The 20,098-nt window shown below is 65.3% G+C and carries 12 protein-coding genes; 6 read left to right on the forward strand and 6 right to left on the reverse strand.

The features are described 5' to 3' along the window. Positions 1-78 precede the first annotated feature (78 nt). From KI243_RS14670 to KI243_RS14685, 4 genes are read left to right on the forward strand one after another with little or no spacing between them, the layout of a single operon-like run. Positions 79-930, forward strand: coding sequence for an ABC transporter ATP-binding protein (locus KI243_RS14670; protein WP_017127434.1), 852 nt, complete (start codon positions 79-81; stop codon positions 928-930). Continuing rightward, the gene (locus KI243_RS14675; RefSeq protein ID WP_017127433.1) at positions 927-1,928 is read left to right on the forward strand and encodes an ABC transporter substrate-binding protein; all 1,002 of its coding nucleotides are present in this window, start codon (positions 927-929) and stop codon (positions 1,926-1,928) included. Before KI243_RS14670 ends, KI243_RS14675 begins: the two co-directional genes overlap by 4 nt. Positions 1,929-1,935: 7 nt before the next feature. Next, complete coding sequence (locus tag KI243_RS14680; protein WP_212811066.1) at positions 1,936-2,685, forward strand: ABC transporter permease; 750 nt, start codon at positions 1,936-1,938, stop codon at positions 2,683-2,685. A gap of 51 nt (positions 2,686-2,736) precedes the next feature. Then, positions 2,737-5,106, forward strand: coding sequence for a hypothetical protein (locus tag KI243_RS14685; protein WP_212811067.1), 2,370 nt, complete (start codon positions 2,737-2,739; stop codon positions 5,104-5,106). Positions 5,107-5,112: 6 nt separating this feature from the next. On the opposite strand, the gene KI243_RS14690 is transcribed toward KI243_RS14685, so the two are convergent. Further along, positions 5,113-6,081, reverse strand: coding sequence for a LysR family transcriptional regulator (locus KI243_RS14690; RefSeq protein WP_177118959.1), 969 nt, complete (start codon positions 6,079-6,081; stop codon positions 5,113-5,115). A gap of 98 nt (positions 6,082-6,179) precedes the next feature. On the opposite strand from KI243_RS14690, the gene KI243_RS14695 reads away from it, so the two are divergent. Continuing rightward, positions 6,180-7,529, forward strand: a complete 1,350-nt coding sequence (locus KI243_RS14695) for a cation:dicarboxylase symporter family transporter (protein ID WP_244861866.1) — start codon at positions 6,180-6,182, stop codon at positions 7,527-7,529. On the opposite strand, the gene KI243_RS14700 is transcribed toward KI243_RS14695, so the two are convergent. From KI243_RS14700 to KI243_RS14720, 5 genes are all read right to left on the reverse strand, one after another. Next, positions 7,489-9,336 (reverse strand): peptide transporter, encoded by a 1,848-nt coding sequence (locus KI243_RS14700; RefSeq protein WP_177082188.1) that lies wholly within the window; start codon positions 9,334-9,336, stop codon positions 7,489-7,491. The two genes, KI243_RS14695 and KI243_RS14700, sit on opposite strands and share 41 nt — an antisense overlap. A gap of 258 nt (positions 9,337-9,594) precedes the next feature. Beyond that, positions 9,595-11,118 carry an argininosuccinate lyase gene (locus tag KI243_RS14705; protein ID WP_017127429.1) on the reverse strand — a complete coding sequence of 508 codons (1,524 nt, stop codon included), beginning with the start codon at positions 11,116-11,118 and terminating at the stop codon, positions 9,595-9,597. Next, complete coding sequence (locus KI243_RS14710; protein WP_244861867.1) at positions 11,105-14,998, reverse strand: filamentous hemagglutinin N-terminal domain-containing protein; 3,894 nt, start codon at positions 14,996-14,998, stop codon at positions 11,105-11,107. Before KI243_RS14710 ends, KI243_RS14705 begins: the two co-directional genes overlap by 14 nt. Before the next feature lie 10 nt (positions 14,999-15,008). Then, the gene (locus tag KI243_RS14715; RefSeq protein WP_212811068.1) at positions 15,009-18,041 is read right to left on the reverse strand and encodes a ShlB/FhaC/HecB family hemolysin secretion/activation protein; all 3,033 of its coding nucleotides are present in this window, start codon (positions 18,039-18,041) and stop codon (positions 15,009-15,011) included. Between the two features lie 85 nt (positions 18,042-18,126). Then, positions 18,127-19,176 carry a hypothetical protein gene (locus KI243_RS14720; protein WP_177118963.1) on the reverse strand — a complete coding sequence of 350 codons (1,050 nt, stop codon included), beginning with the start codon at positions 19,174-19,176 and terminating at the stop codon, positions 18,127-18,129. A gap of 235 nt (positions 19,177-19,411) precedes the next feature. Between KI243_RS14720 and KI243_RS14725 the strand changes: the two genes are divergently transcribed. Further along, complete coding sequence (locus KI243_RS14725) at positions 19,412-20,092, forward strand: GNAT family N-acetyltransferase (RefSeq protein WP_017127425.1); 681 nt, start codon at positions 19,412-19,414, stop codon at positions 20,090-20,092. Positions 20,093-20,098 lie beyond the last annotated feature (6 nt).

Here is a 20,098-nt window from a genome sequence, read left to right on the forward strand (position 1 = left end):
AACAGGTTATTGGGATGACTTGTATTAATACGTATTATGTCAGGCATTCCCATTGTAAACGACCTGACGACACTTGCCATGCCAGAACTCTTTCCTTGTGCCCCGCGGTCGGCCGCGGCGCTGATGGTCGATGACATCAGTTTCAGCTATCCCAACGGTCATCGGGTGTTTTCCTCCTTCAGCCTGAGTGCCGCCCCTGGCGAGTTCGTCGCGATCCTCGGGCCTTCCGGCTGCGGCAAGACCACCTTGCTCAACCTGTTGTCGGGTTTTGTCCGGCCGCAGGCGGGGCAGATCAGCCTGAACCAGACCACGGTGCACCCGGAGCGTTCGGAACTCGGCTATGTGTTCCAGGCGCCGCAACTGTTTCCCTGGCTGACCGCCCTGGAGAATGTCCGCTTCGGCTTGCGCATGGCCGGTGATACCAGCGAGGCGCGGCAGCGCGAACAGGCCATGCAGTACCTGCGCCTGGTCGGCCTGGAGCAGGCCGCCCAGCGCTTGCCCCATCAGTTGTCCGGCGGCATGCAGCAGCGCGTTTCGCTGGCCCGCACCCTGGCGCTGGAGCCGGAGGTCCTGCTGATGGACGAACCCTTCGCCGCGCTGGATGCGATCAGTCGCAACAGCATGAACGAGGAAACCCTGCGGATCTGGGCCGAACTGGGCCAGACGGTGTTGTTCATTACCCATGATATCGACGAGGCGGTGTTCCTCGCGGACCGGGTGATTGTCCTGAATATCGCCCCCGGCGGCATCCACAGCGAACTGCGGATCGACCTGCCGCGCCCGCGCTCCAATCGCAACACTCGTCGGCTGCCGGCTTTCCTCGATTACCGCAATGAGCTGATGGAGCGTATTTCCCAGGTCATGGCGCTGTCCGAGGCCCGTGTTTGCCCCGCTGTTTCCCTCTCCCCTGAAATCGAGTCGATCCAATGATCAAACGTACCCTGCTTGCCCTTTCATTGTCCGTGGTCGCCGTGGCCGGCAGTCTGTCGGCCGTTGCCGATGAGAGCCGGCCGTTGCGGGTGGGCTATGTGTTTGCCATGGCCAATGCGCCGGCGCTGATCGCGGACAGGCAGGGTTACTACCGCGAGGAAGGCCTGACGGTGGACCTCAGGGCCCTCGGTGACGGGCCGGTGATCCAGCAGGCCCTGGCGGCCGGTGAGCTGGATGTCGCCTACGTCGGCACGCCCCCGGTGTACCAGTGGTTCTCCCGCGGCTTGCAGAGCCGCATCCTGGCCAAGGTCAACTACGGCCAGGCGGCGGTGATCGTCGACAGCAAGAGCCCGATCACCTCCCTGGCCGGACTCAAGGGCAAGAAGCTCGCCGGGGTCAAGAAGGGCAGCGGCATGGACGTGCTGCTCAGGGGCTATGTGCTCAAGGAAAAGGCCGGCCTGAATCCCGATGCCGACCTGAACATCATCGACATGCCGCCGGGCAACATGAATGCCGCCCTTGAGCGTGGCATCGTCGACGCGGCCTTTTCCTGGGAGCCCTTCGTCAGCCAGTCGCTGCTGCGCGGTTCGAGCCGGGTGCTGTTCGATGTCAACCAGGCCTTGCCCGAATACCCCTGGTACGTGGTGATCGCCTTGCCGAAAACCCTGCAGGAACGCCCTGACGATGTGGTCAGGCTGCTACGGGCCCATCGCAAGGCAATTGCCTTTCTCAACGAGCATCCGGCCGAGTCGAACCGGATCATCGCCGAGGCGTTCAAGCTCGAAGCGGTGCAGGGCCCGGACGGCAGCACCATCGCCCCGGAAACCATCGTTGCCCAGGCCCGCAGCCGGCTCGGCTGGTCGGCGGATCTGCAGGACGCCGATATCCGCTTTATCCAGCGCCTGATGAACTACTCCCTTGACCTGGGCTTTATCGATGCACCGCTCAAGACCGAGCAGATCGTCGACACCACCTACCTGGAAAAAGCCTCGCGCTGAGTCTGTCATGTCCTTGCCAAAACCGAATTGGGGCTGGGCTTCGCTGCCCGTCCTGCTGTTGATCTGGGTGGCCCTGGCCAGCCGTTTTCCCACCTACATCCTGCCGCAGCCCTGGGACGTGGCCCGCGAAACGTTGCGCTGGCTGGGCGACGGTTCGTTGTGGCAGCACCTGCGGGCCAGTGTGCTCGAAGAGTTGGGCGGGTTCTGTGCCGCGGTGCTGGTCGCGGTCCTGCTGGGTACGGCGGGCGGTCTGTCTTCGCGTTTTCGCGACTTCATATCGCCGCTCAACAGCCTGTTCATGGCGATCCCGCCCATCGCCTGGGCACCGCTGATCATGATCATTTTCGGCCTGGGCTATGTGTCCATCGTCCTGGTGATCTTTATCGCCGCGGTGTTTCCCATGGCCGTGACCATCCAGGAGGGCGTGCAGAGCATTCGCGGCGGCGAAGTCCGCGCGGCACGCACCCTGGGGGCCAATCCCTGGCAACTGCTCGCCCATGTCTACCTGCCGGCGTCGCTGCCGTTTGTCACGGCCGCCCTGCGTATCGGTTTCAGCCAGGGCTGGCGGGCGCTGGTGGCGGCGGAAATGATCGGCACCTCCCAGGGGATCGGCTGGATGGTTGCCACCGGCGGGCAGATCGGCAACAGCAGCCAGGTGCTGCTGGGCATCGTGCTGATCGGCCTGATCGCCTGGCTGATGGAGAGTTTCGTGTTCCGGCGCATCGAGCGTCACTACCAGAAATGGCGCGTGCAATAGAGCGTGCCAGTCCCTATTGAAGATTCCGCGAAGACCCGTACGAGGTGTCATGTGAACAACGTTTTCGATCCCCGCGAAGCCGGGCATTACATTGCCCCGCAAGGCCTGTATGAACGCAATAAGCAGCGCCCGTTCCTGGGTCATGTCAGCTGTGACCGCAACACCCTGATGGCCGGCCAGTGGGACGAGATCACCCTGGTCTACGAGGTCGGCGGCAGCGGCCTGGCCGACGGCGCCTGGCTGAAGCTGGCCTTCAAGTTCTACTCCGACTGGGCCTTGTTCCAGACCTCGAATCCGGCCGGCCCCAACTACGTCAGCGCCGAGTACCAGGCCGGCGAGCTGGTGCCGGGCCAGAGCCGGGCCACGGTGCAGCACCTGAAGGTGCGCTTCGACCAGAAGGGCCACGAGCGGCCGTTCCAGAAGGCGATCATCATCGATATCGTCGACGGCTACCTGAACCCCGGCGACCGGGTCATCATCCGCCTCGGCGATCGCCGCCAGGGCGGGGCCGGCACGCGGGTGCAGAGCTTCGTCGAGAAGGACTTCCGTTTTCGCCTGTTCATCGACCCGCTGGGCAGTTCGAAGTTTGCCGAGGTGCCGGGCGACCCGTTGCTGGATATCGTCCCGGGGCCGGCCCATGGCGTACAACTGATCGTGCCGCGGCTGGTCGGCGCCGGTGAGGCGTTCGACGTGTTGCTGCGGGTCGACGATGCCTGGGGCAATACCTGCCGTGGCTTGCCGCTCGATGGCCTGCTGACCCTGAGCGGTCCGGACGGCGAGCAGCGCCAGCAAGCGTTCCGCCTGGCGAGCGAAGGCTGGGCGATTGCCCGGTTGCAGGGCGTGGCGTTCGAGGCGGTGGGTGAGTGGCGATTGTCGGCCGCGGTGCATGCCCCTTTTGTTCGTGGGGCCCAGGCCTTTGTCACGGTCGATCCGGCCGGCAGCGCATTGCGTCCGCTGTATGCCGACCTGCATGTGCATTCCGATGACACCGTGGGCACCAATGACACGCTCTACAACCTCAGCTACGGCCGCGATGTCGCCGGGCTCGACGTGCTCGGCTACACCGCCAATGACTTCAATATCACCGAGCAGCGCTGGGACCAGGCAGTGAGGCTGATTCACGAACTCAACGAAACGGGTCGCTTTGTCTGCTATCCGGGGACCGAATGGTGCGGCAACTCCTGCGCCGGAGGCGACCGCAACGTGGTGTTCCTGCACGACCGCAAGCCTGAATTCCCCTTCGACAACCAGGGGCGGCTGGTGCGCTCCTTCGAATGGAACGAGTTCACCGCCGGCACCATCAAGCCGGGCGCCTGGCCGGTGGACGAACTCTACGCCGCCTATGCCAAGGACCCCGAAGGCCACCTGATGATGCCCCATGTCGGGGGGCGCCGCTGCAACCTCGACTGGCACCATCCGGAGCTGGAGCGGCTGATCGAAGTCGGCTCGGCCTGGGGGCAATTCCACTGGGTATATGCCGAGGCGTTGCAGCGGGGTTATCGGGTCGGTGCGGCGGCCAACAGCGACGAGCATCAGGGGCGCTGCGGTGGCGGGGTCCCGGCCACCGCGGTGTTCGGTTCCCGCGGTGGCCTGACCGGCGTGCTCGCCGAGCGTTTCGACCGTGCCAGTGTCGGCAAGGCGCTGCGCGCCCGGCGGACCTTTGCCACCACCGGCGAGCGCTCGTTTGCCAGCCTGCGCCAGGGCGAGAACTTCATGGGCGAGGTGTTCAAGGCTCCGGCCGATGCGCTGCTCGACTACCGCCTGCTGGGTGAGGCGGGCTGGGAGCAGGTCGACCTGTTCGATGGCGAGCAGTTGATCTGGTCACGCAACCTGCACCAGGAACTGGGCTTTTCCGACCAGCGCATTCGCCTGCGCCTGGGCGGCGCGCGGATCAAGGATCGCTACCGGGGTGCCTACTGGAGCGGCGAAATCCGCATCACCGGGGCGGTCATCAACGGCTTTCGCGCCCTGGGGCTCGATCATCCGGAGCAGACGGTGTGGCGCAAGGACGCGACGGTCCTGGCCTTTCGCACCGATACCAACGGCGATACCGACAGCCTGGAAATCGACTTGTCGCAACTGGCCGGTGCGACACTGGAGATCCGCAGTCGCATCGACAACTACATCAAGGTCGGCGACCCGTCCGAGCCGCAGCCTTATGTGCACGCGCCTTCGGTACTGATCCAGGTGTCCGGGGAAACGCTGCTGGCCCAGTCGCAGGTGATCGAGGAGTTGCCGGGGGCCGAACTGAAGGTTTCCCTGGAGCGGACCACCGCCGCGCCGCTGCCCCGCGAATTGCAAGGGCGTATCGATCTGGCGGGGCTGCAACTGGAACCGGGCCGCGAGCATCCCTTGTTCATCTGTGCGCGGCAGCGCGATCAGTCGCGGGTCTGGACGTCGGCGTTGTTCCTGACGCTGTAGGGCGACTCAGGGGCGGGGGAGCTGTTCGCGGCGGAACTGTCGCCCCAGGTCCTGGGCCAGCTCGATGAAGTTCTGCCGGGTCGGGTCCTGGTCCTCCGTCCGCACGATCAGGGTGATCGGTGCCACCAGCCGTGGACTGGCTTCGCCGATCCGGCAGTAGACGACGCTGTGGCGATGAAAACTGCGCATGGACGCCGGTACCACCGAGATTCCGGCACCGGCGGCCACCAGGTTGATGTTGGTCAGCATGCGCTCGATTTCGAAGGCGATCTTCGGGGTGAAGCCGGCGCGCTCGCAAGCCTCCACCAGTTTGGCGTACATGCCCGGCGCGCCGTGGCGACGCACCAGGATAAACGACTCGTCGGCCAGGTCGCCGATGGCAATCACCGGCATGGCGTCGATTTCGTCCGGGCTCAGGCCGTTGACCAGGACGTCCGCCGGCAGCAGGCGGTGTCCCACCGGCAGTACCAGCAGCATTTCTTCGTTGAGCAACCGGTACAGGGTCACGCCCCGGGGGCGGCTCACCGGTGCGCGCAGGATGCCCAGGTCCATGCGCCCCAGGTTCACTTCGTCGGTCAGTTCCCCGGCATTGCCCTCGCTGAGCAGCAGCTCGACGTTGGGGTAGAGCCCGCGATAGGCGCGGATCATCCCGGGAATCAGCGGGTGGGCGGCCGCCGAGCTGGTGAAGCCGATCGACAGCTTGCCCTCCAGGCCCTGGGCTGCCCGTGCCGCGCGTTTCGAACCCTCGTCGACCCGATTGAGAATGGCCCGGGCTTCTTGCAGGAAGACCTGCCCGCCGGCGGTCAGGTCGACGCCCTTGGGATGCCGCTTGAACAGGTCGAAGCCCAGTTCCTTTTCCAGCAGGCGGATCTGGTTGCTCAGGGGCGGCTGCTGCATGTTCAGGCGTGCGGCGGCACGGGTGAAATGCAGTTCTTCGGCGACCATCAGGAAGTAACGCAGGTGTCGGAGTTCCATGGGGCTTCTTTTAGTGTGAGGGGCTGTTGTTGCCAGTACCTTCGAACCGCCTCGATTGTAGCGGCAGGCCTGTCGTGCGGCCATGTGCTAAATCGGGCGTGAGTGCTGGCCCGTATGCCAGTACCATGGGCGAGGATCGACAGGCGACGGTGCGGCGGATGGGGTTGGGGTTCTTCAAGCGGGGCGTGGTACAGATTCTGATCGCGGTCGCCTGCGGCATCGCCCTCGGGCGTTGGCATCCGGCGCTGGCGGTGGAAATGAAACCCCTCAGCGACGGTTTCGTCCGATTGATCGGCATGCCCATCAGCCTGCTGGTGTTCGCCCTGGTGGTCTCGGGTATCGCCGGCATGCGCAGCCAGGCCGAAGCGGCCAAGATCGGCGGCAAGGCCTTGCTGTTTTTTGCCCTGATGACCCTGTTGTCGCTGCTGATCGGCGTCGCGGCGGCGTTGTTGCTGCATCCGGGCAACGATCTGGGGCCGGGATTTCCCCTGGACGAACTGTCGAGCCTGACCTCGTCGAGCGAGTATTTCCTCGCCCAGTGGCGGCAGTGGCAGTTCTCCGAGGCCACGCTGGCAACCATCCCGGGCAGTTTTTTCGGCGCCTTCGCCCAGGGCAATATCCAGCAGGTGCTGTTGCTCGCCCTGATGTTCGGCATCGCCCTGGCCTGGAGCGGCGAGCGCGGGGCACCGGTACGGCAGATGATCGAGCTGTTGCTCGAACTGTTGTTCGGCCTGATGAACCTGATTCTCAAGCTGGCGCCCCTGGCGGCCTTCGGCGCCATCGCTTTCACCATCGGCCGGTACGGGGTCGGCTCGATGGTGCCGTTGCTCAAGTTCGTCGCCACCCTGTACCTGGCCAGCGTGGTCTTTATCGTGCTGGTCCTGGGACTGGTCAGCCAGCTCGCGGGCGTCAGTCTCTGGCGTCTGCTGCTGTATGTGAAGGACGAGCTGGCACTGGTGCTGTTCACCACCTCGTCGATTGCCGCGCTGCCGGGCCTGATCGCCAGGATGGAGCGTCTGGGCTGTTCGCCGGCGGTGGTGCGACTGGTCATGCCGGCGGGGTATTCGTTCAACCTCAACGGCACCAACCTGTACCTGGCGGTGGCGGTGATCTTCCTGGCCCAGGTCCAGGAGATTCCCTTGAGCCTGGCCCAACTGGTGATGCTGGTGCTGGTGGCCTCGCTGACTTCCAAGGGCGCCACCAGCGTGACCGGTTCGGCCTTTGTCGCCCTGACCGCCACCCTCGGTGCGCTGCCGTTCCTGCCCACCGAAGGCGTGGTCCTGCTGCTGGGCGTCGAGCGGCTGATGAAATGCCGCTCGCTGACCAACGCCATCGGCAACTGCGTGGCCTGCGTGGCCATTGCCCGCTGGGATAACGCCCTTGATCGCGAGGTGCTGCGGCGTGAACTCAAGGCGCCGTTTTCAGCAGGGCCGACAGCGCCTGACTGAGCGCCTGCGGGCGGCCGCTGAACAGCCTCTGCAGCGCTTCGGGGCGCTCCAGCTGGCGATAGAGCGCCTCGCGCTCGGCAAAGTTGCCGGCCAGGCGGCAGGCGGCGCGGATGTACTCTTCCAGGGTATGGGTGATGGTCCAGTCCGGCAGGCCGACCCGGCGGAACAAGCCCTCGTCGATATGCTCGAACACTTCCGGCCCGGTCTTGCAGATCCCGGGCAGACCCACGGTCAGGGCGTCGATGATGCCGTTGGTATTGCCGAAGGGCAGGGGGCTGAGGAACAGGTCGCACTGGTTGAAGATCGCCAGGTAGTCCTGGTACGGCTGGTGGGCATACACCACCGCCTGCGGCACGTAGCGCTGGATCAGCCGGAGCACCTGCGGATAGAGCAGGCCCTGGGCCTGGCCGATCAGGAAGTGCAGGCGCACTTCGCGACCATGGAGTCGCGGCGTCAGCTCGACGATCTTCTGGCAGGCCAGGAGAAAGCGCGGGTTGAGCTTCATCGTAGTCGCCGCGATGGCGATATGCACCAGCGGCGAGTCCTGGCGTTGACGCTTGGGCAGCGGCACCGCATGGGCCGATGGGCGATACGGCTGGCCGTCGGCGGGCAGGCGCAACAGCCGTTCGCTGAAGCAGGCCGGGTCGCCGATGAAATCTTCTTCGACACTGATGTAGTCGATATGCCGCGAGCGGGTGGTCGCCGGATGCCCGAGGGCGGCGACCTGCAACGGCGCCAGGCGCAGGTTGCTGGCGAACAGGGTGATCGGGAACATGCCGACGCTGGGCATGTAGAACACCTGCGGCGCCCATGCCTGCGCGACGTTCCTGAGCTGGCGCAGGCAGGCATAGAGGTCGTCAGGCTCGTCGAAGGCGACAAAGTGCTCGAAGACCTCGCGGCCGGCATCGTCGACATTGGCCTGGTAGCCGATGGCGACCAGCTGGAAATCCGCGCGGGCGGCTTCCAGGGTCCTGGAGTGGGTGCGATAGATCGAGTGTCCGGCGGAAAACCATTCGAGCAGGACCAGCATCACCGGTTTGCCGGAGGTGGCGGGACGTGGCGCCGCGGTCGGCAGGTCGAGGATATCCGCGGCGGCGAGCTTGCGTTCCACCAGGCGGTTGATCGAGGCCTTGATGTCATGGCGCTGGGGCAGGTCGGCGTAGCTGCAGTGCATGTAGGCATCGTGCAGGATGCCCACGGGCAGGGTGTCCAGGCTGTCGATTTCCTCCAGCCGGCGGGGCAGCCAGGCCAGCAGGGCCTCGCGCTTGGAGTGGGCGGCCTGGGTGCCGATCAGTCGGGGGGAGAGCAAGGCCATGAACAACGCCGCGGCGATATCGCGGTTCTGCCGCCAGAGCAGTTCGACATCCAGCGGCACTTCCGATTCCGCCGAGTAGAGCACGCAGAACTTCACCAGGTCGGTGCTGCTGACCTGGAAGTCCTCGGCCGTCGGCCCCAGGGTATTCAACGATTGCAGCAGGTGGTCGGCGTTGACGAAGGCGCTGGCGGCGAACAGTGACGACAGCCAGCGCTGGAAATGGATCAACTGGCCGAAGCCATCCGGGCTGATGCGAAAGCCGGGGTCGGAGAACAGCGCGGAGATGGCGCTGGTCAGTCGGGTCAGGGCGTGGGCCTCCAGTTCCGCGGCGGGCAGGGCCGGCGATACCGCCAGGGAAAAGGTATTGGAAAGTTTGCCGTAGTGGCGGTCGATCAACAGCAGCAGGCGCACCAGCTCGCGCGCCGCGGCTTCATGGTTGCGGGAGTAGCAGAGGAACTCGAAGTGCTCCAGCGAATAGTTGTCTTCGGGCATCGAATGGGCCTTTGGTGAAAGAGCGTGTATTTGCCGGTGCTGTGGTGGCTGCGGGGGCCTCTTCGCGGGCAAGCCCGCTCCTACGGGATTTATGTGGAGGCACCTGTTGCATGGTCCAGGACTCCTTGGGGGCCCTTCGCGGGCAAGCCCGCTCCCACGGGATTTATGTGGAGGCACCTGTTGCATGGTCCAGGACCCCCAAGGGCGCCGGCAAGTTCGAGGATCATCCCCCGAACCTGCCCGCGCCGCGATCCACTCTTAACGGCCCAGCGCAAAAAACGCCTTGTCCAGATTAGCCGAAGCCGTCGCCAGTTTCTGCTTCTGCTCCTTGACCCAGTTTTCGTCGACGCCGAGGCTGGCCTGTTCCGCCGCCAGCATCCGATCCACTTCGGCACGCTGCGGGCCGCCGAGTCCCTTGCTCGACTCGATCATGTTCTGCGCGGTCAGGGATTTGCGGAATTGCGCCTGGGTCAGCGGGAACTGCACATTCTGCATATCGAAGGCCTTCAGCGCTTCGCCGTAGATCTTCTGGACCTCGGCGAAGGGGATGTCCGCCGGTTTCATCTTGTTGGTGCGCCCGTAGGTCACCAGGTCCGAGGCGAAGTGATGGCCGACGCGGAACGGCACATTGGAGTCGCGCTGCAGGACGTCTGCCAGTTCCGTGGTGGTGGAGTAGTCGGCGTCGATTTCCTGGAGGGCCCGATCCTTGTCGATCTGCAGGTTGCTCATCAGGTCGGCGAGCATCTGGAACGAGCTGGCGGTGAGGTCCAGGGTCTTTTCCACCTGGTCGCGCTTGTAGTCCGGCATGCCCGGGGTCACGTTGTGCGCTTCGAACTGGTAGGTCATGGCGCCGCCGACCACATCGCTGGCCTGCAGGCGCAGCAGGTTCAGGCCGTAGGGGTTGCGCTTCTGCGGCATGATGCTGCTGGTACCGGTCAGGCGGCCTTCGGTGATCATGATCCACGGGTAGGGCTGGTGGTACTGGGTGTGCATGTCCTGCACCAGGCTGCCGATGGTGGTCGCGGCATTGCTGCAGATGCCGGTCAGCTCCATGCCGGTGTCCAGGGCGCCCAGTTGCGCGGCGTCATAGGAGTTTTCCACGGGACCGTCGAAGCCCAGCAGTTCGGCCAGTTGCTTGCGGTCGACCGGGAAGCTCGACGTGCCCAGGGCTCCCGAGCCCAGTGGGCTGAGGTTGAGACGGGCATAGGCCTGGCGCAGGCGCTCGGCATCGCGGTCGAACACGGCGCTGAAGGCCAGCAGGTAGTGGGCGTAGGTGGTCGGCTGGGCCTGGACGCCGTTGGTGTAGGCCGGGACCAGGGTATCGCGGTTCTCCGCGGCCAGCTTGAGGAACACGGCCTTGGACTTGTTCATCGAGTCCAGCAGGCTCAACACACGCTCGCGCTGCATCAGGCGCCGGGTGGTGGACAGGATGTCCTGGCGGCTGCGTCCGGAGTGCATGCGCGAACCGTCGGGACCGGCGATGGCGAGGATCAGCGGCTCGTACTTCAGGTAGTCGGCCGGCCGCTCGGCCCCCGGCCGGTTGCCTTCATTGATGACCTGCTCGACGGCCGAGACGATCTTCTTGCCCAGGTCGGGCGGGACGATCTTGTTGTCGATCACCATCACGGTCGAAGCCTTGTTCATTTCCCCCAGGAAATAGAAATAGTCATGGGGCTCCTTGGCGTCGGCGGCATTCGCCGCGCCCATGGCCAGCATCAGCAACGGTCCGAGGGCCAGCCGGCTGAGACGAAACGGAGGGCAGGTCGGCTTAAGGTTCTTCATGGTCGTGGGGTCTCTCTACACGGTTGTCGAATGGATTGGAAACAGAGGTCTGGTCGAAGCTGGCCAGGTCGATGCCGGGGCGGTCACGCAGGCCATCGAGGGGCGTCAGGCGGCTGTTGTCCTGTAGCGGACGGGCCCAGAAGCCATCGTTCATGGTTCTTTGCATGGCATCGCTGGCGGAGGCGGTCGTCGGGTCGGTCAGGCGGTTGCTGATCGTGCCGCCCTGGCGGAACACCACGGCGCCGCTGCCGCTGGCGGCAAAGGTGGTGACGTCGGTGGTATGGCTGATAAAGCGTCCGGCGGGTGATTCGGTGCTGACCAGCACGCCGCCGTCGGCGGCCAGCAGGCTGTTGTTGCCGCCATCGAAGCTCAGGGCGTAGCCGCCGGCGCTGTAGCCGTCGAGGCTCAGTTGGCCGCTGCCGCCGGTCTGCATCAGGGTGTAGGCACTGTTGCTATTGCCGACGATGGCAATGCCCGAGTTGCTGCCGTCGGTACGCCCGTTGAGGCGCAGGTTGCCGCTGCCCGAGAGCAGGCTCACGCCGTTGGCCGGACCCGCCGATGCGGCGCGGATGAGGATCCCGGCCTTGCCCGCGGCGCCGCTGGTGCCGGTCAGGGTCAGGTCGCCGCTGACGGTCGACAGGGTCGCCGAGCTGGCGTTGCCGGAGGGATAGAGGCTGATGCCGTTGCCGTAGGTGGAACTGCCGGTCAGCGCCACCGAGCCGCTGCCGGTGGCCTGGATCCGGTTGATGCCGGTGGCCATGCCGATGCCGTCGGCGTAGCCGCTGCTGCCGCGCAGGGTCAGTTGGCCGTCGTCGACGCTGACCAGCGCCCGGCCGTTGCCGTAGAAATCGATGCCGTTGCCCTGGTCGGCGGCACGGCCGTCGAGGGTGATATTACCGTTGCCGTGGGTCTGGATGATGTTGGTCACGCTGAGGATGGCGATGCCGTGATCCAGCTCGCCGCTGTTGGGTGAGTGGAAGTTGCCGAGCAGGCTGATGTTGCCGCTCTGCGAGGTGATGCTGTTGGTCGAGGCGATCCCGCTGCCGCCCAGCGCGATGGCGTCCGAGGTGCCCACCGAGTCGCCGCGCAGGGTGATATTGCCCGTGGTGGTGGAGACGTTGACGCCCTGGGAAGCGCCCGTGGAGTTGAAGAAGATCCCGTAGCCGCCAAAGCTGTTGGTGCTGTTGCCGCTGAGCAGCAGATCGCCAGTGGTGGTCGAGAGGTTGACGCTGGCGTTACTGCCTGAGGGGGCGAGATCGATGCCGCGTCCCGAGGCGCTGGTGCCGTCCAGGGTCAACCGGCCGCTTTGCGTGCTGACGTTGATCGCCCCATAGGCACCGCTGGCATCGAAGAAGATCGCCCGGAACGAGCCACTGGTGTTGTTGATCACCGTGCTGTTGGCCGACAGCGTGACGTTGCCGGCGCTGCTGCCGATATTGATCCGCGAGCCCGGCGTGGCGGCACTGCCGCTGCCGGAGCTGACCAGGGCCAATGCCGGCGTGGTGCCGCCGGAAGTGTTGCCCGACAGGCTGATATCGCCGTCGCTCAGCAGGTTGATCGAAGAGCCGATCCCCGTGGCGTTGAGGATCGTGCCATAGGAGCCGCCGCTGTCACCGCTGACCAGCAGCTTGCCGCCGGCCGTGGCCTGGAGGTTCACCACGCCATTGCCGGAGGCCGACAGGTTGACCCCGCGCCCGCTGGTGCTGCTGCCATTGACCGTCAGGGTGCCGCTGCCGACCCGGACGTTCTGGGTGGAGCCAGCGGCTGTCGAGCAGATCAGCACGCCCTGGCCGGATGTCGCGCTGCCGTTGAGGGTGATATTGCCCGAGCCGGTGGCGGCGATGGTGTTGCTGGTGCTGAAGATCCGTGTGCCGTTGCCGCTGCCCAGGTTGCTGCTGTCGATACGGATCGAGCCGGCGCCGCTGGTGACGATCTGGCTGCCGCCGGTGAGCACGAAGGCATCGCCGGTGCCGCTGGTGCTGGCCTGGTTGGCGACGATGGCGATGCTGCCGCCGCCCGCGTCCAGCAGGCTGGCGCCGCCGATCTGTACCGCACCGGCGGTGGAACCGCTGGCCAGGGTCGAGGAGGTGGCGCCGCGGATCAGGATGTCGCCGCCGCTGGTGAGCAGTTGGCTGTTGTTCAGCGACACACCGAAGCCGTTGCTGACGTTGGTGCTGGCAAAGGACCCGGTGGGCGAGGCCGCGCCGCTGATGGTCAGGTTGCCACCGTTGGTGCGGATGCTGGCGTTGCTCAGTTGCACCGAGCCGTTGCCGCTGTTGTTGAAGTTCGACAGCAGCGAGACGTTCAGCGTCTTGCCGCTGGCGTTGCTGATGCTGGTGTTGGTCATCACGATATTGCGATGGGCCTGCAGGGTCAGGCTCGCGTTGCCGACCGCCTTGACGTTGTCCAGCACGTTGATATCGCCGGACGTGCCGCCCACCGACGTGGTGTAGACGAGGATGTTCGCGCCTTCCGAGAGCGATGCATTGAGAGTGGCCGAGCTCAGGTTGGAGCTGGCCGAGCCGCTGGAGGTGAACGGGTTGCTGCTGGTGGCTCCGGAGCTGGCGCCGCTGGTGATATTGATATTGAACGGATCGATCAGCCAGGTGCCGCCGATGCCGGATGCGGCGCTGAGGTTGACCACGCCAAAGGCGTCCAGGGCATGCCCCGAGGTTTCCGCCAGGCCACCTTTGCCGGCCTGGCCGGCGCCGGTGACACTGATATTGCCGTAGAAGCGGGTGCTGTCCTTCGACCAGAGGATCACCTTGCCGCCGTCGCCGCTGTTCAAGGCATCGGCATGAATGCTGGCATTGCCATCCATGTAGGTGGCGTCGGCCTGGTGCAGCGGGCCGGTGCCCTGGAAATCACCACCGACCAGCACCTGGCCGCCGCCGGCAGCCCCCGAGGCGTCGATACGGGCGCCGTCGTACAGGCCGACATACTGGCCGGTCAGGGTCACGTTGCCGCCGGTTTGCCCCGGGTTGCGCCCGGACACGTCGAGGCTGCCGCTGTTGGCCACGACGCCACTGTCGCCGCCGTCGAGGATGATCGTGCCATTGCGCTGCTGCAGGCTGGTGGCTTCGATGACGCCGCTGTTGTTCACCACCTCGTTGAGCATCGAGTTGCTGGCCCTGGCCGAGAGCATCACCCGGCCGCCGTTGGCTTGCAGTGCGCCGCTGTTGATCACGCTGGCGTTGAGCGCCGGGTTGTCCACGGCCATGTTGATCAGGCCGTCGCCGTTGAAGTCCAGGGTGACTTTTTCCCCGGCGCCGAGCATCACCGAACCGAGCCTGGCGACCACCGTGCCTTCGTTGCGTACCTGGGCCCCGAGCAGGGCGACGTAGCCACCGTCGGCGGCCTTGATCTGGCCCTGGTTGATCACCGTGCCACTGCCGGCGTTACCTTCGAAGAGGTTCTTGCCGGCCATGAAGTTGGCGTCGGACAGGTTCAGGGTACTGGCCACCAGGCCCCCGACATTCACCGCCGAGCCGGCGCCGAACAACACGCCGGAGGGGTTGATCAGGAACACCTGGCCATTGGCGTTGAGCTTGCCGAAGATCTGCGAGGCGTCGCTGGACAGCACGCGGTTCAACGCCACCGACGACGCGCCGGGCTGGTAGAAATTGACCTGGGCGGCGCTGCCGATATTGAAGGTGTCCCAGGTGGTGGACAGGCGATCGCTGCTCTGGTTGACGTTGAGCACATTGCCGCTGCTGCTGATACTGCCACTGCCGGCGGTGATATGACCGTTGCTCGGCAGCGCGTTGGGGTCCAGCGCCCAGGCCGACAGGGGCACCAGGCTGTAGACGGCGGCAAAGATCGCCCAGCTCAGTGGGTTGAGCACCGGGCGGGTCATTCCTGGGGTCTTGTGCGTCTTCATGGTCGCCTCCTCAGAATGAATAGTTGATGCCGGTGCCCAGGGCACTGATCGTGGTCCCGGTACCCGGGGAATAACCGCTGGCCGCATAGACTCCGGAAATCGCGAAGTTGTAGTTGGCCAGCGAGTTGTTCTGCAGCAGCACGTACTGGCTGAACAGCTCGGTCTGCTTGTTCAGCTTGTAGGAGAAACCGACGGCGTACTGGGTGGCGCCCATGCCGGCGGTGGAGCATTCGCGGTTATTCCCGGAAATCATCGTGCACTCGCCCGGCAGGGCCTTGGCGTAGCTGGCGCGCAACTGCAGTTGCCGGGTCACGTCATGGGTCAGGCCCACCATCCAGGCCTGGCGGCGATAGCGCGACACATCGCTGGAGGTGTTGCTGGTATTGACCACGCCATCCTCGGAGTAGGACAGGTCGTCGGCGATCAGCGAGACCTTGGTCGCCCCGAAGTCGTAGGCCAGGCCATAGCGCAGGCTGAAGTCGTCGGACGAGGTGTTGGCGGTCACATGGGTATTGCTGCCCACGCCCCGGGCATTGCGTCCGATGCTGGCGATACCGAAGTAGTTGACGTGTTTTTCATAGGCGGCGATGGCCGTGAAACCGGCGTTCTCGTAGGTCAGGCTGCCGCCGTAGATGTAGCCTTCGTCCACGTCCGGCGCGGCTTTTTCACCGTTGTTGGAATACGCCAGTTTCATCTGCAGGCCATGCCACTGGGGTGTCCAGTAGGCGAATACGCCGGACTGGCGACGGTTGAACGCGGCGTCGTCGTTGTTCGATTCCGAGGCGGTGCCCACCGGGCCGCTGTTGCGGGTGATGCTGGTGCTGAAGCCGGGCGAACCGATGATGTTGTAGTGAGCGGCACTGGTCCGGCCGTGAAAAGGGTCGAGGCCGGTCATGCTTTCCTTCATCGGCATGTCCCAGATGCCGTAGAGGAAGGTGCCGCTGTCCGGGTTGGCCAGGGCCACGCCGGTATTGCGCAACTGGTTGTGGGAAGAACTGTCGTCCGGCACGGACACGTCGCTGTGGTCGGCATAGTTCAGCGACAGGCCATATTCCAGCTGCCAGAGGAAGTCCCAGTCGTAGGCCAGGGGAATCCCGCTGTGGGCGCCGATATAGGAGACGTTGTCGCGCACGCGGGTGAAGCTCGCCATGTTGCGACCGTTGGCGGTGGCCAGTTTGTTCTGGTCAGCCGCAGCCGCCGGGGCGGCGCCATGGCGGTCGACGTATTCGGGCACGAGGCCGACGGAGCCGTAGAGGATGAAGTCGGTCGAGGGTTCTTCGAAATCCTCGCCCTTGCCGCCGATATCGCTGGCCAGGCCGACAAAGGCCTGGGGCGAACCGGAAATCGACAGCCAGAAACGTCGTGCCTCATGCGGGTCGGCGGTGGGCGTGGCACCGGGGGAAAACGCCAGACTGGCGTTCATCACCAGGTCCTTGTGGTAGACGTTCAGGCCGACACCGTAGCCATAGCGGCTGAGCTGGTTTTCGCTGTTGTCCCAGGGCTGCTTGTTCACCGTGACCCGGCCGGCGTCGGCGAACAGCGCGGCTTCGACCTGCGAATCGGCGAAGCGGCCCAGGTACTTGCGCAGTTCCAGGCGGCCGAGCACGCCTTCGTCACCGGCGGCTTCGCCCACCGGGTAGGCGCGTACGCCGTCGGGACCGCCGAGGCTGAGCTTTTCCGACGCGTCGAGGTTCTTGTCGGCGTATTGCCCGGTGATCGAGCCGAGCAGGGAGAAGCCGTTGCCCAGTTGCTGCAGGCGGCTGAAGGACACATTGGCCTTGGTGTAGTCGCCGGCGGCACGGGCCGTGACCCGGTCGAGGGCAGCGTCGGCGGCGGTGTCCTTGTCCAGGGTGCCGCGGCCGTAGCGCAGGCTCCACAGGTTGCTGCCCAGCCAGCCGTCGCGCCAGTCGCCGTAGAGGGTGATGCTGCGGAAATTGGCTGATTTGCTGACCTGGGTCGCCGCCGTGCGGTCTTCGAAGCGCCGCCATTCGTCCGCCAGGGACAGGTTGATATTGCTGTTGCGGCTACGCAGCAACGAGCTGGTCAGGTAGATCGTGTCGATATCCGCCGAGCCGCTGGCCTGGGCGTCCTTGAGTTCCTTGCCGATCTGGTAGTCCAGGGTGGCATGGTTGAGCCCGAGGGAGACGCCACTGGCCCCCAGCGGTTGCAGATAGCCGATGCTGCGGATGCTCAGGCCTTCCAGGGAGTTCTGGGTATTGAGGGACAGGCTTTCGCCCAGGCCGAGGGCATCGTTGAGGCTGACGCTGGTCGAGATCCGGTTCGCGCCGGTGTAGTAGTTGCCGTAGTTGTCGATGCTGGCACGGGTGGTCCAGGCGGTCATCTCGGTGATCTTCAGCACGATGTCGGCGGCCCCCGGTTGGGCCGATGGGGCGAGGACCGCCCGCACCGAGACCCCGGCGATATCCGACAGGCGCAACAGCACCCGTTCCAGATCGGCTTCACGGATCACGGTGCCGGGTACCAGGTCGTCGACAAAGCGTTGCTGCATACCGGCGCTCAGGCGGACATCGGGCGCCGGTTCGGCGCGGACCCGGCCGATCACGCCTTCGCGCACGGCGAGGGCTACGCTGCCGGCCTGGATATTCTGTGGCGGCAGGTAGGCGCGGGCCACCAGGTAACCGTTTTCGCGGTATAGGGCAGTGATGCTGGCGGCAGCGTCGCGCAGGCCGTCGAGGTCCAGTTCCCGGTTCAGGAAGGGTTTCAGTTGCGCCTGCAACTGCGCATCGCTGAATGCCTGGTTGCCGCTCAGGGTGAAATGGCTGACCTTGACCTTCAGGCTGGAGGCCGCCGCGGCGGGGCGATTCGGCTCCGTGGCCGGCGCCTCGATCTGCGCACGCTGCCGGGCCGGCGCGGGAACGCGCTCGGAAGGGCTGAGCTGCGAGCGGTTGGCATCGAACAGGGTGCCGGACGAGGGCAGCGTCTCGGCCTGGGCATGGAGCGTGAGCAGGGTGGCGGCCAGCAGCGTCAGATGACGACCACGGCAGATCGGCTGCGCAGGGGCAGAAGCACGTATCCGTTTCATGATGAGGGTGGTTCCCGGATTTTTTAATTGTTTTGGGAGATAACGGGATGTTCAGGGGAACGGGGGCGGCCCTGCCGCCCGCTCCCTAGCGCGCCGGAAACAGTCGCTCGGCGGTCAGGGGCGAGGTGTACAGGCCGTTGGCGCTGTGACCGATGCCCGGCACCTGGAATTGCGGATGCTGCACGGCGATGTTCCAGTGCTGGCCGAGAAAGCGCTCGTAGGCCAGGTAGTTGAGTTGCCGCTCGACCCGGGTCGCGCCCTGCATGCCGGCGCCGCAGGATTTGTCCATGATCCGGTTGGCCGGGTCATTGTCCTTCGAGCCCACCAGGTAGGTGACGTCGCGACCGGCGTAGCGGCGGAACAGCTGCTCGGCGCTCAGGTGCTGGACCTGCAGGTAGGCGGGGGCGGCGTCGATCCCGTAGCGATAGCGGTTGTAGCTGGGGCACATGATCGACACGACCGGGGCGAAGCCCTGGGTCTGGGGCCGGTTGGCGTCGAAATAGACATAGGTGGACGGGCTGGAAATCACGTAACGGATAGCAATGCCGGATTGGCGCAGGCCTTCGTCCTGGGGATTGAGCACGGCATAGCGCTGCATCAACTGGGCACCGGCGGAGTGGCCGATCAGGGTGATGCGCTTGAGCGCCGGGAAACGTTGGCGATCGGCCAGGTAGCGCACCACATCGTCCAGCGCCTGGAACGAGCTGACACCGCCGAGGCCGAAGCCCGAGGGTTCCCCCTGCATCCAGTTGTCCTTGCGCCACAGGGGCAGGTCATTGCTGGCGCGGCGATCGGCTTCGGTGAGGAAGTTGGGGGCCAGCAGCAAGGTCTGCCGGTTCGGCAGTTGCGCCAGCTTGAGCAGCTTGCGGCCGGTGGCGAAGTAGGTATCGGCGTTGCGCTTGACCCCGTGAAGGATCACCACCGCCTGTTCGATCTGCGCTTCGGATGCCTGCAGGTCGTGATTGGCAAAGACCACGAACGGATAACGGGCGCCCTGGGGGCCGATCTGGATCGTTTGCTGGGAGCGGTTGCTCTGCCCGGTCTCCGGGGAGGCGCAACCACCGGTCAACAAGGTGCCGGCAATGGCGACAGCGGGCACGAGGACGCGTAGCAGGGGCGTGAGGCGAGTGGGCATAAGTCTGGCAAACCTTCGCAATGCAGCGGTTCTTTGTTGTTGTGGAACCGATGCTAGCAGGCGGGTTTCCATAATAAAAATATCCTGAAAAGCCAATCCTGATACTTTCTGGATATGCTGTTTTCCAGGCGGTTTGCCGCCGCGTCAATGCCCTGGCTCAGGACGCGCTACAATGCCCGCGTCCGGGCCTCGACCCTTCCGCCCGGACACGCCTTTGCCCGGAGCCCGATTGTCGATGTACACGCTTACCCGCCTGCAAACCCCGCCGCCCGAATCGATCAAGAGCCAGATCCTGCAGATGGTGGTGGATTACTTCACCGATATCAGCATGGTCGCCCTGACGCCGAGCAACCCGCTGTACAACCTGTATCAATACGGGGTCGGCTACGAAGTGCATCTCTATCTGGAGGCGATGGACGGGTCGAAGGGGATTCCGGCGGAGTTGATCGTGGCGCTGGATGACGAGGACCCGTCGCGGGTGCTCGGTTTCCTGCTGTACCTGCCGGTCAGGGACGATGCCGAGGCCTGTGCCGTGGCCTACATGGCAGTGCAGGCCGACCGGCGTCGACGCGGTATCGCCCGGGCGATGTTGCGGCGGATGGTCGGCCATTATCCCCATGCCGAACTGGCCTGCGCCGCGGGCAAGGTGCCGTATTTCGAGGCGATGGGTTTCCAGGTCCTGGCCGCGCGCGGACCGCAGGTGGTGATGAACACCCGCGACCACGGCACCGACGGGCTGGTGGCGGTGCTTGATGTGGCACCGATCTACAACACCCTGGAGGTGCGGCAGATCCATGCCTACCTGTTGCAGCAGCACGGCCGGAAAGCGATGGCGGAGGCGGAGAAAAAGCGCGACCGCCACCTCGACCAGATGACACGCCAGGCCAGCGCCCTGGTGCTGGAGCGTCTTGGCTAGGCCGCG

It is taken from the genome of Pseudomonas sp. Ost2 (assembly GCF_018326065.1).
Taxonomy (GTDB): Bacteria; Pseudomonadota; Gammaproteobacteria; order Pseudomonadales; family Pseudomonadaceae; genus Aquipseudomonas; species Aquipseudomonas gingeri.

Coding starts and splice junctions, on each gene's coding strand:
- KI243_RS14710 (WP_244861867.1), bottom strand. CDS start 14,998: ATGAAGACGCACAAGACCCCAGGAATGACCCGCCCGGTGCTCAACCCA.
- KI243_RS14675 (WP_017127433.1), top strand. CDS start 927: ATGATCAAACGTACCCTGCTTGCCCTTTCATTGTCCGTGGTCGCCGTG.
- KI243_RS14725 (WP_017127425.1), top strand. CDS start 19,412: ATGTACACGCTTACCCGCCTGCAAACCCCGCCGCCCGAATCGATCAAG.
- KI243_RS14670 (WP_017127434.1), top strand. CDS start 79: ATGCCAGAACTCTTTCCTTGTGCCCCGCGGTCGGCCGCGGCGCTGATG.
- KI243_RS14715 (WP_212811068.1), bottom strand. CDS start 18,041: ATGAAACGGATACGTGCTTCTGCCCCTGCGCAGCCGATCTGCCGTGGT.
- KI243_RS14690 (WP_177118959.1), bottom strand. CDS start 6,081: ATGGAACTCCGACACCTGCGTTACTTCCTGATGGTCGCCGAAGAACTG.
- KI243_RS14700 (WP_177082188.1), bottom strand. CDS start 9,336: ATGCCCGAAGACAACTATTCGCTGGAGCACTTCGAGTTCCTCTGCTAC.
- KI243_RS14720 (WP_177118963.1), bottom strand. CDS start 19,176: ATGCCCACTCGCCTCACGCCCCTGCTACGCGTCCTCGTGCCCGCTGTC.
- KI243_RS14705 (WP_017127429.1), bottom strand. CDS start 11,118: ATGAAGAACCTTAAGCCGACCTGCCCTCCGTTTCGTCTCAGCCGGCTG.
- KI243_RS14680 (WP_212811066.1), top strand. CDS start 1,936: ATGTCCTTGCCAAAACCGAATTGGGGCTGGGCTTCGCTGCCCGTCCTG.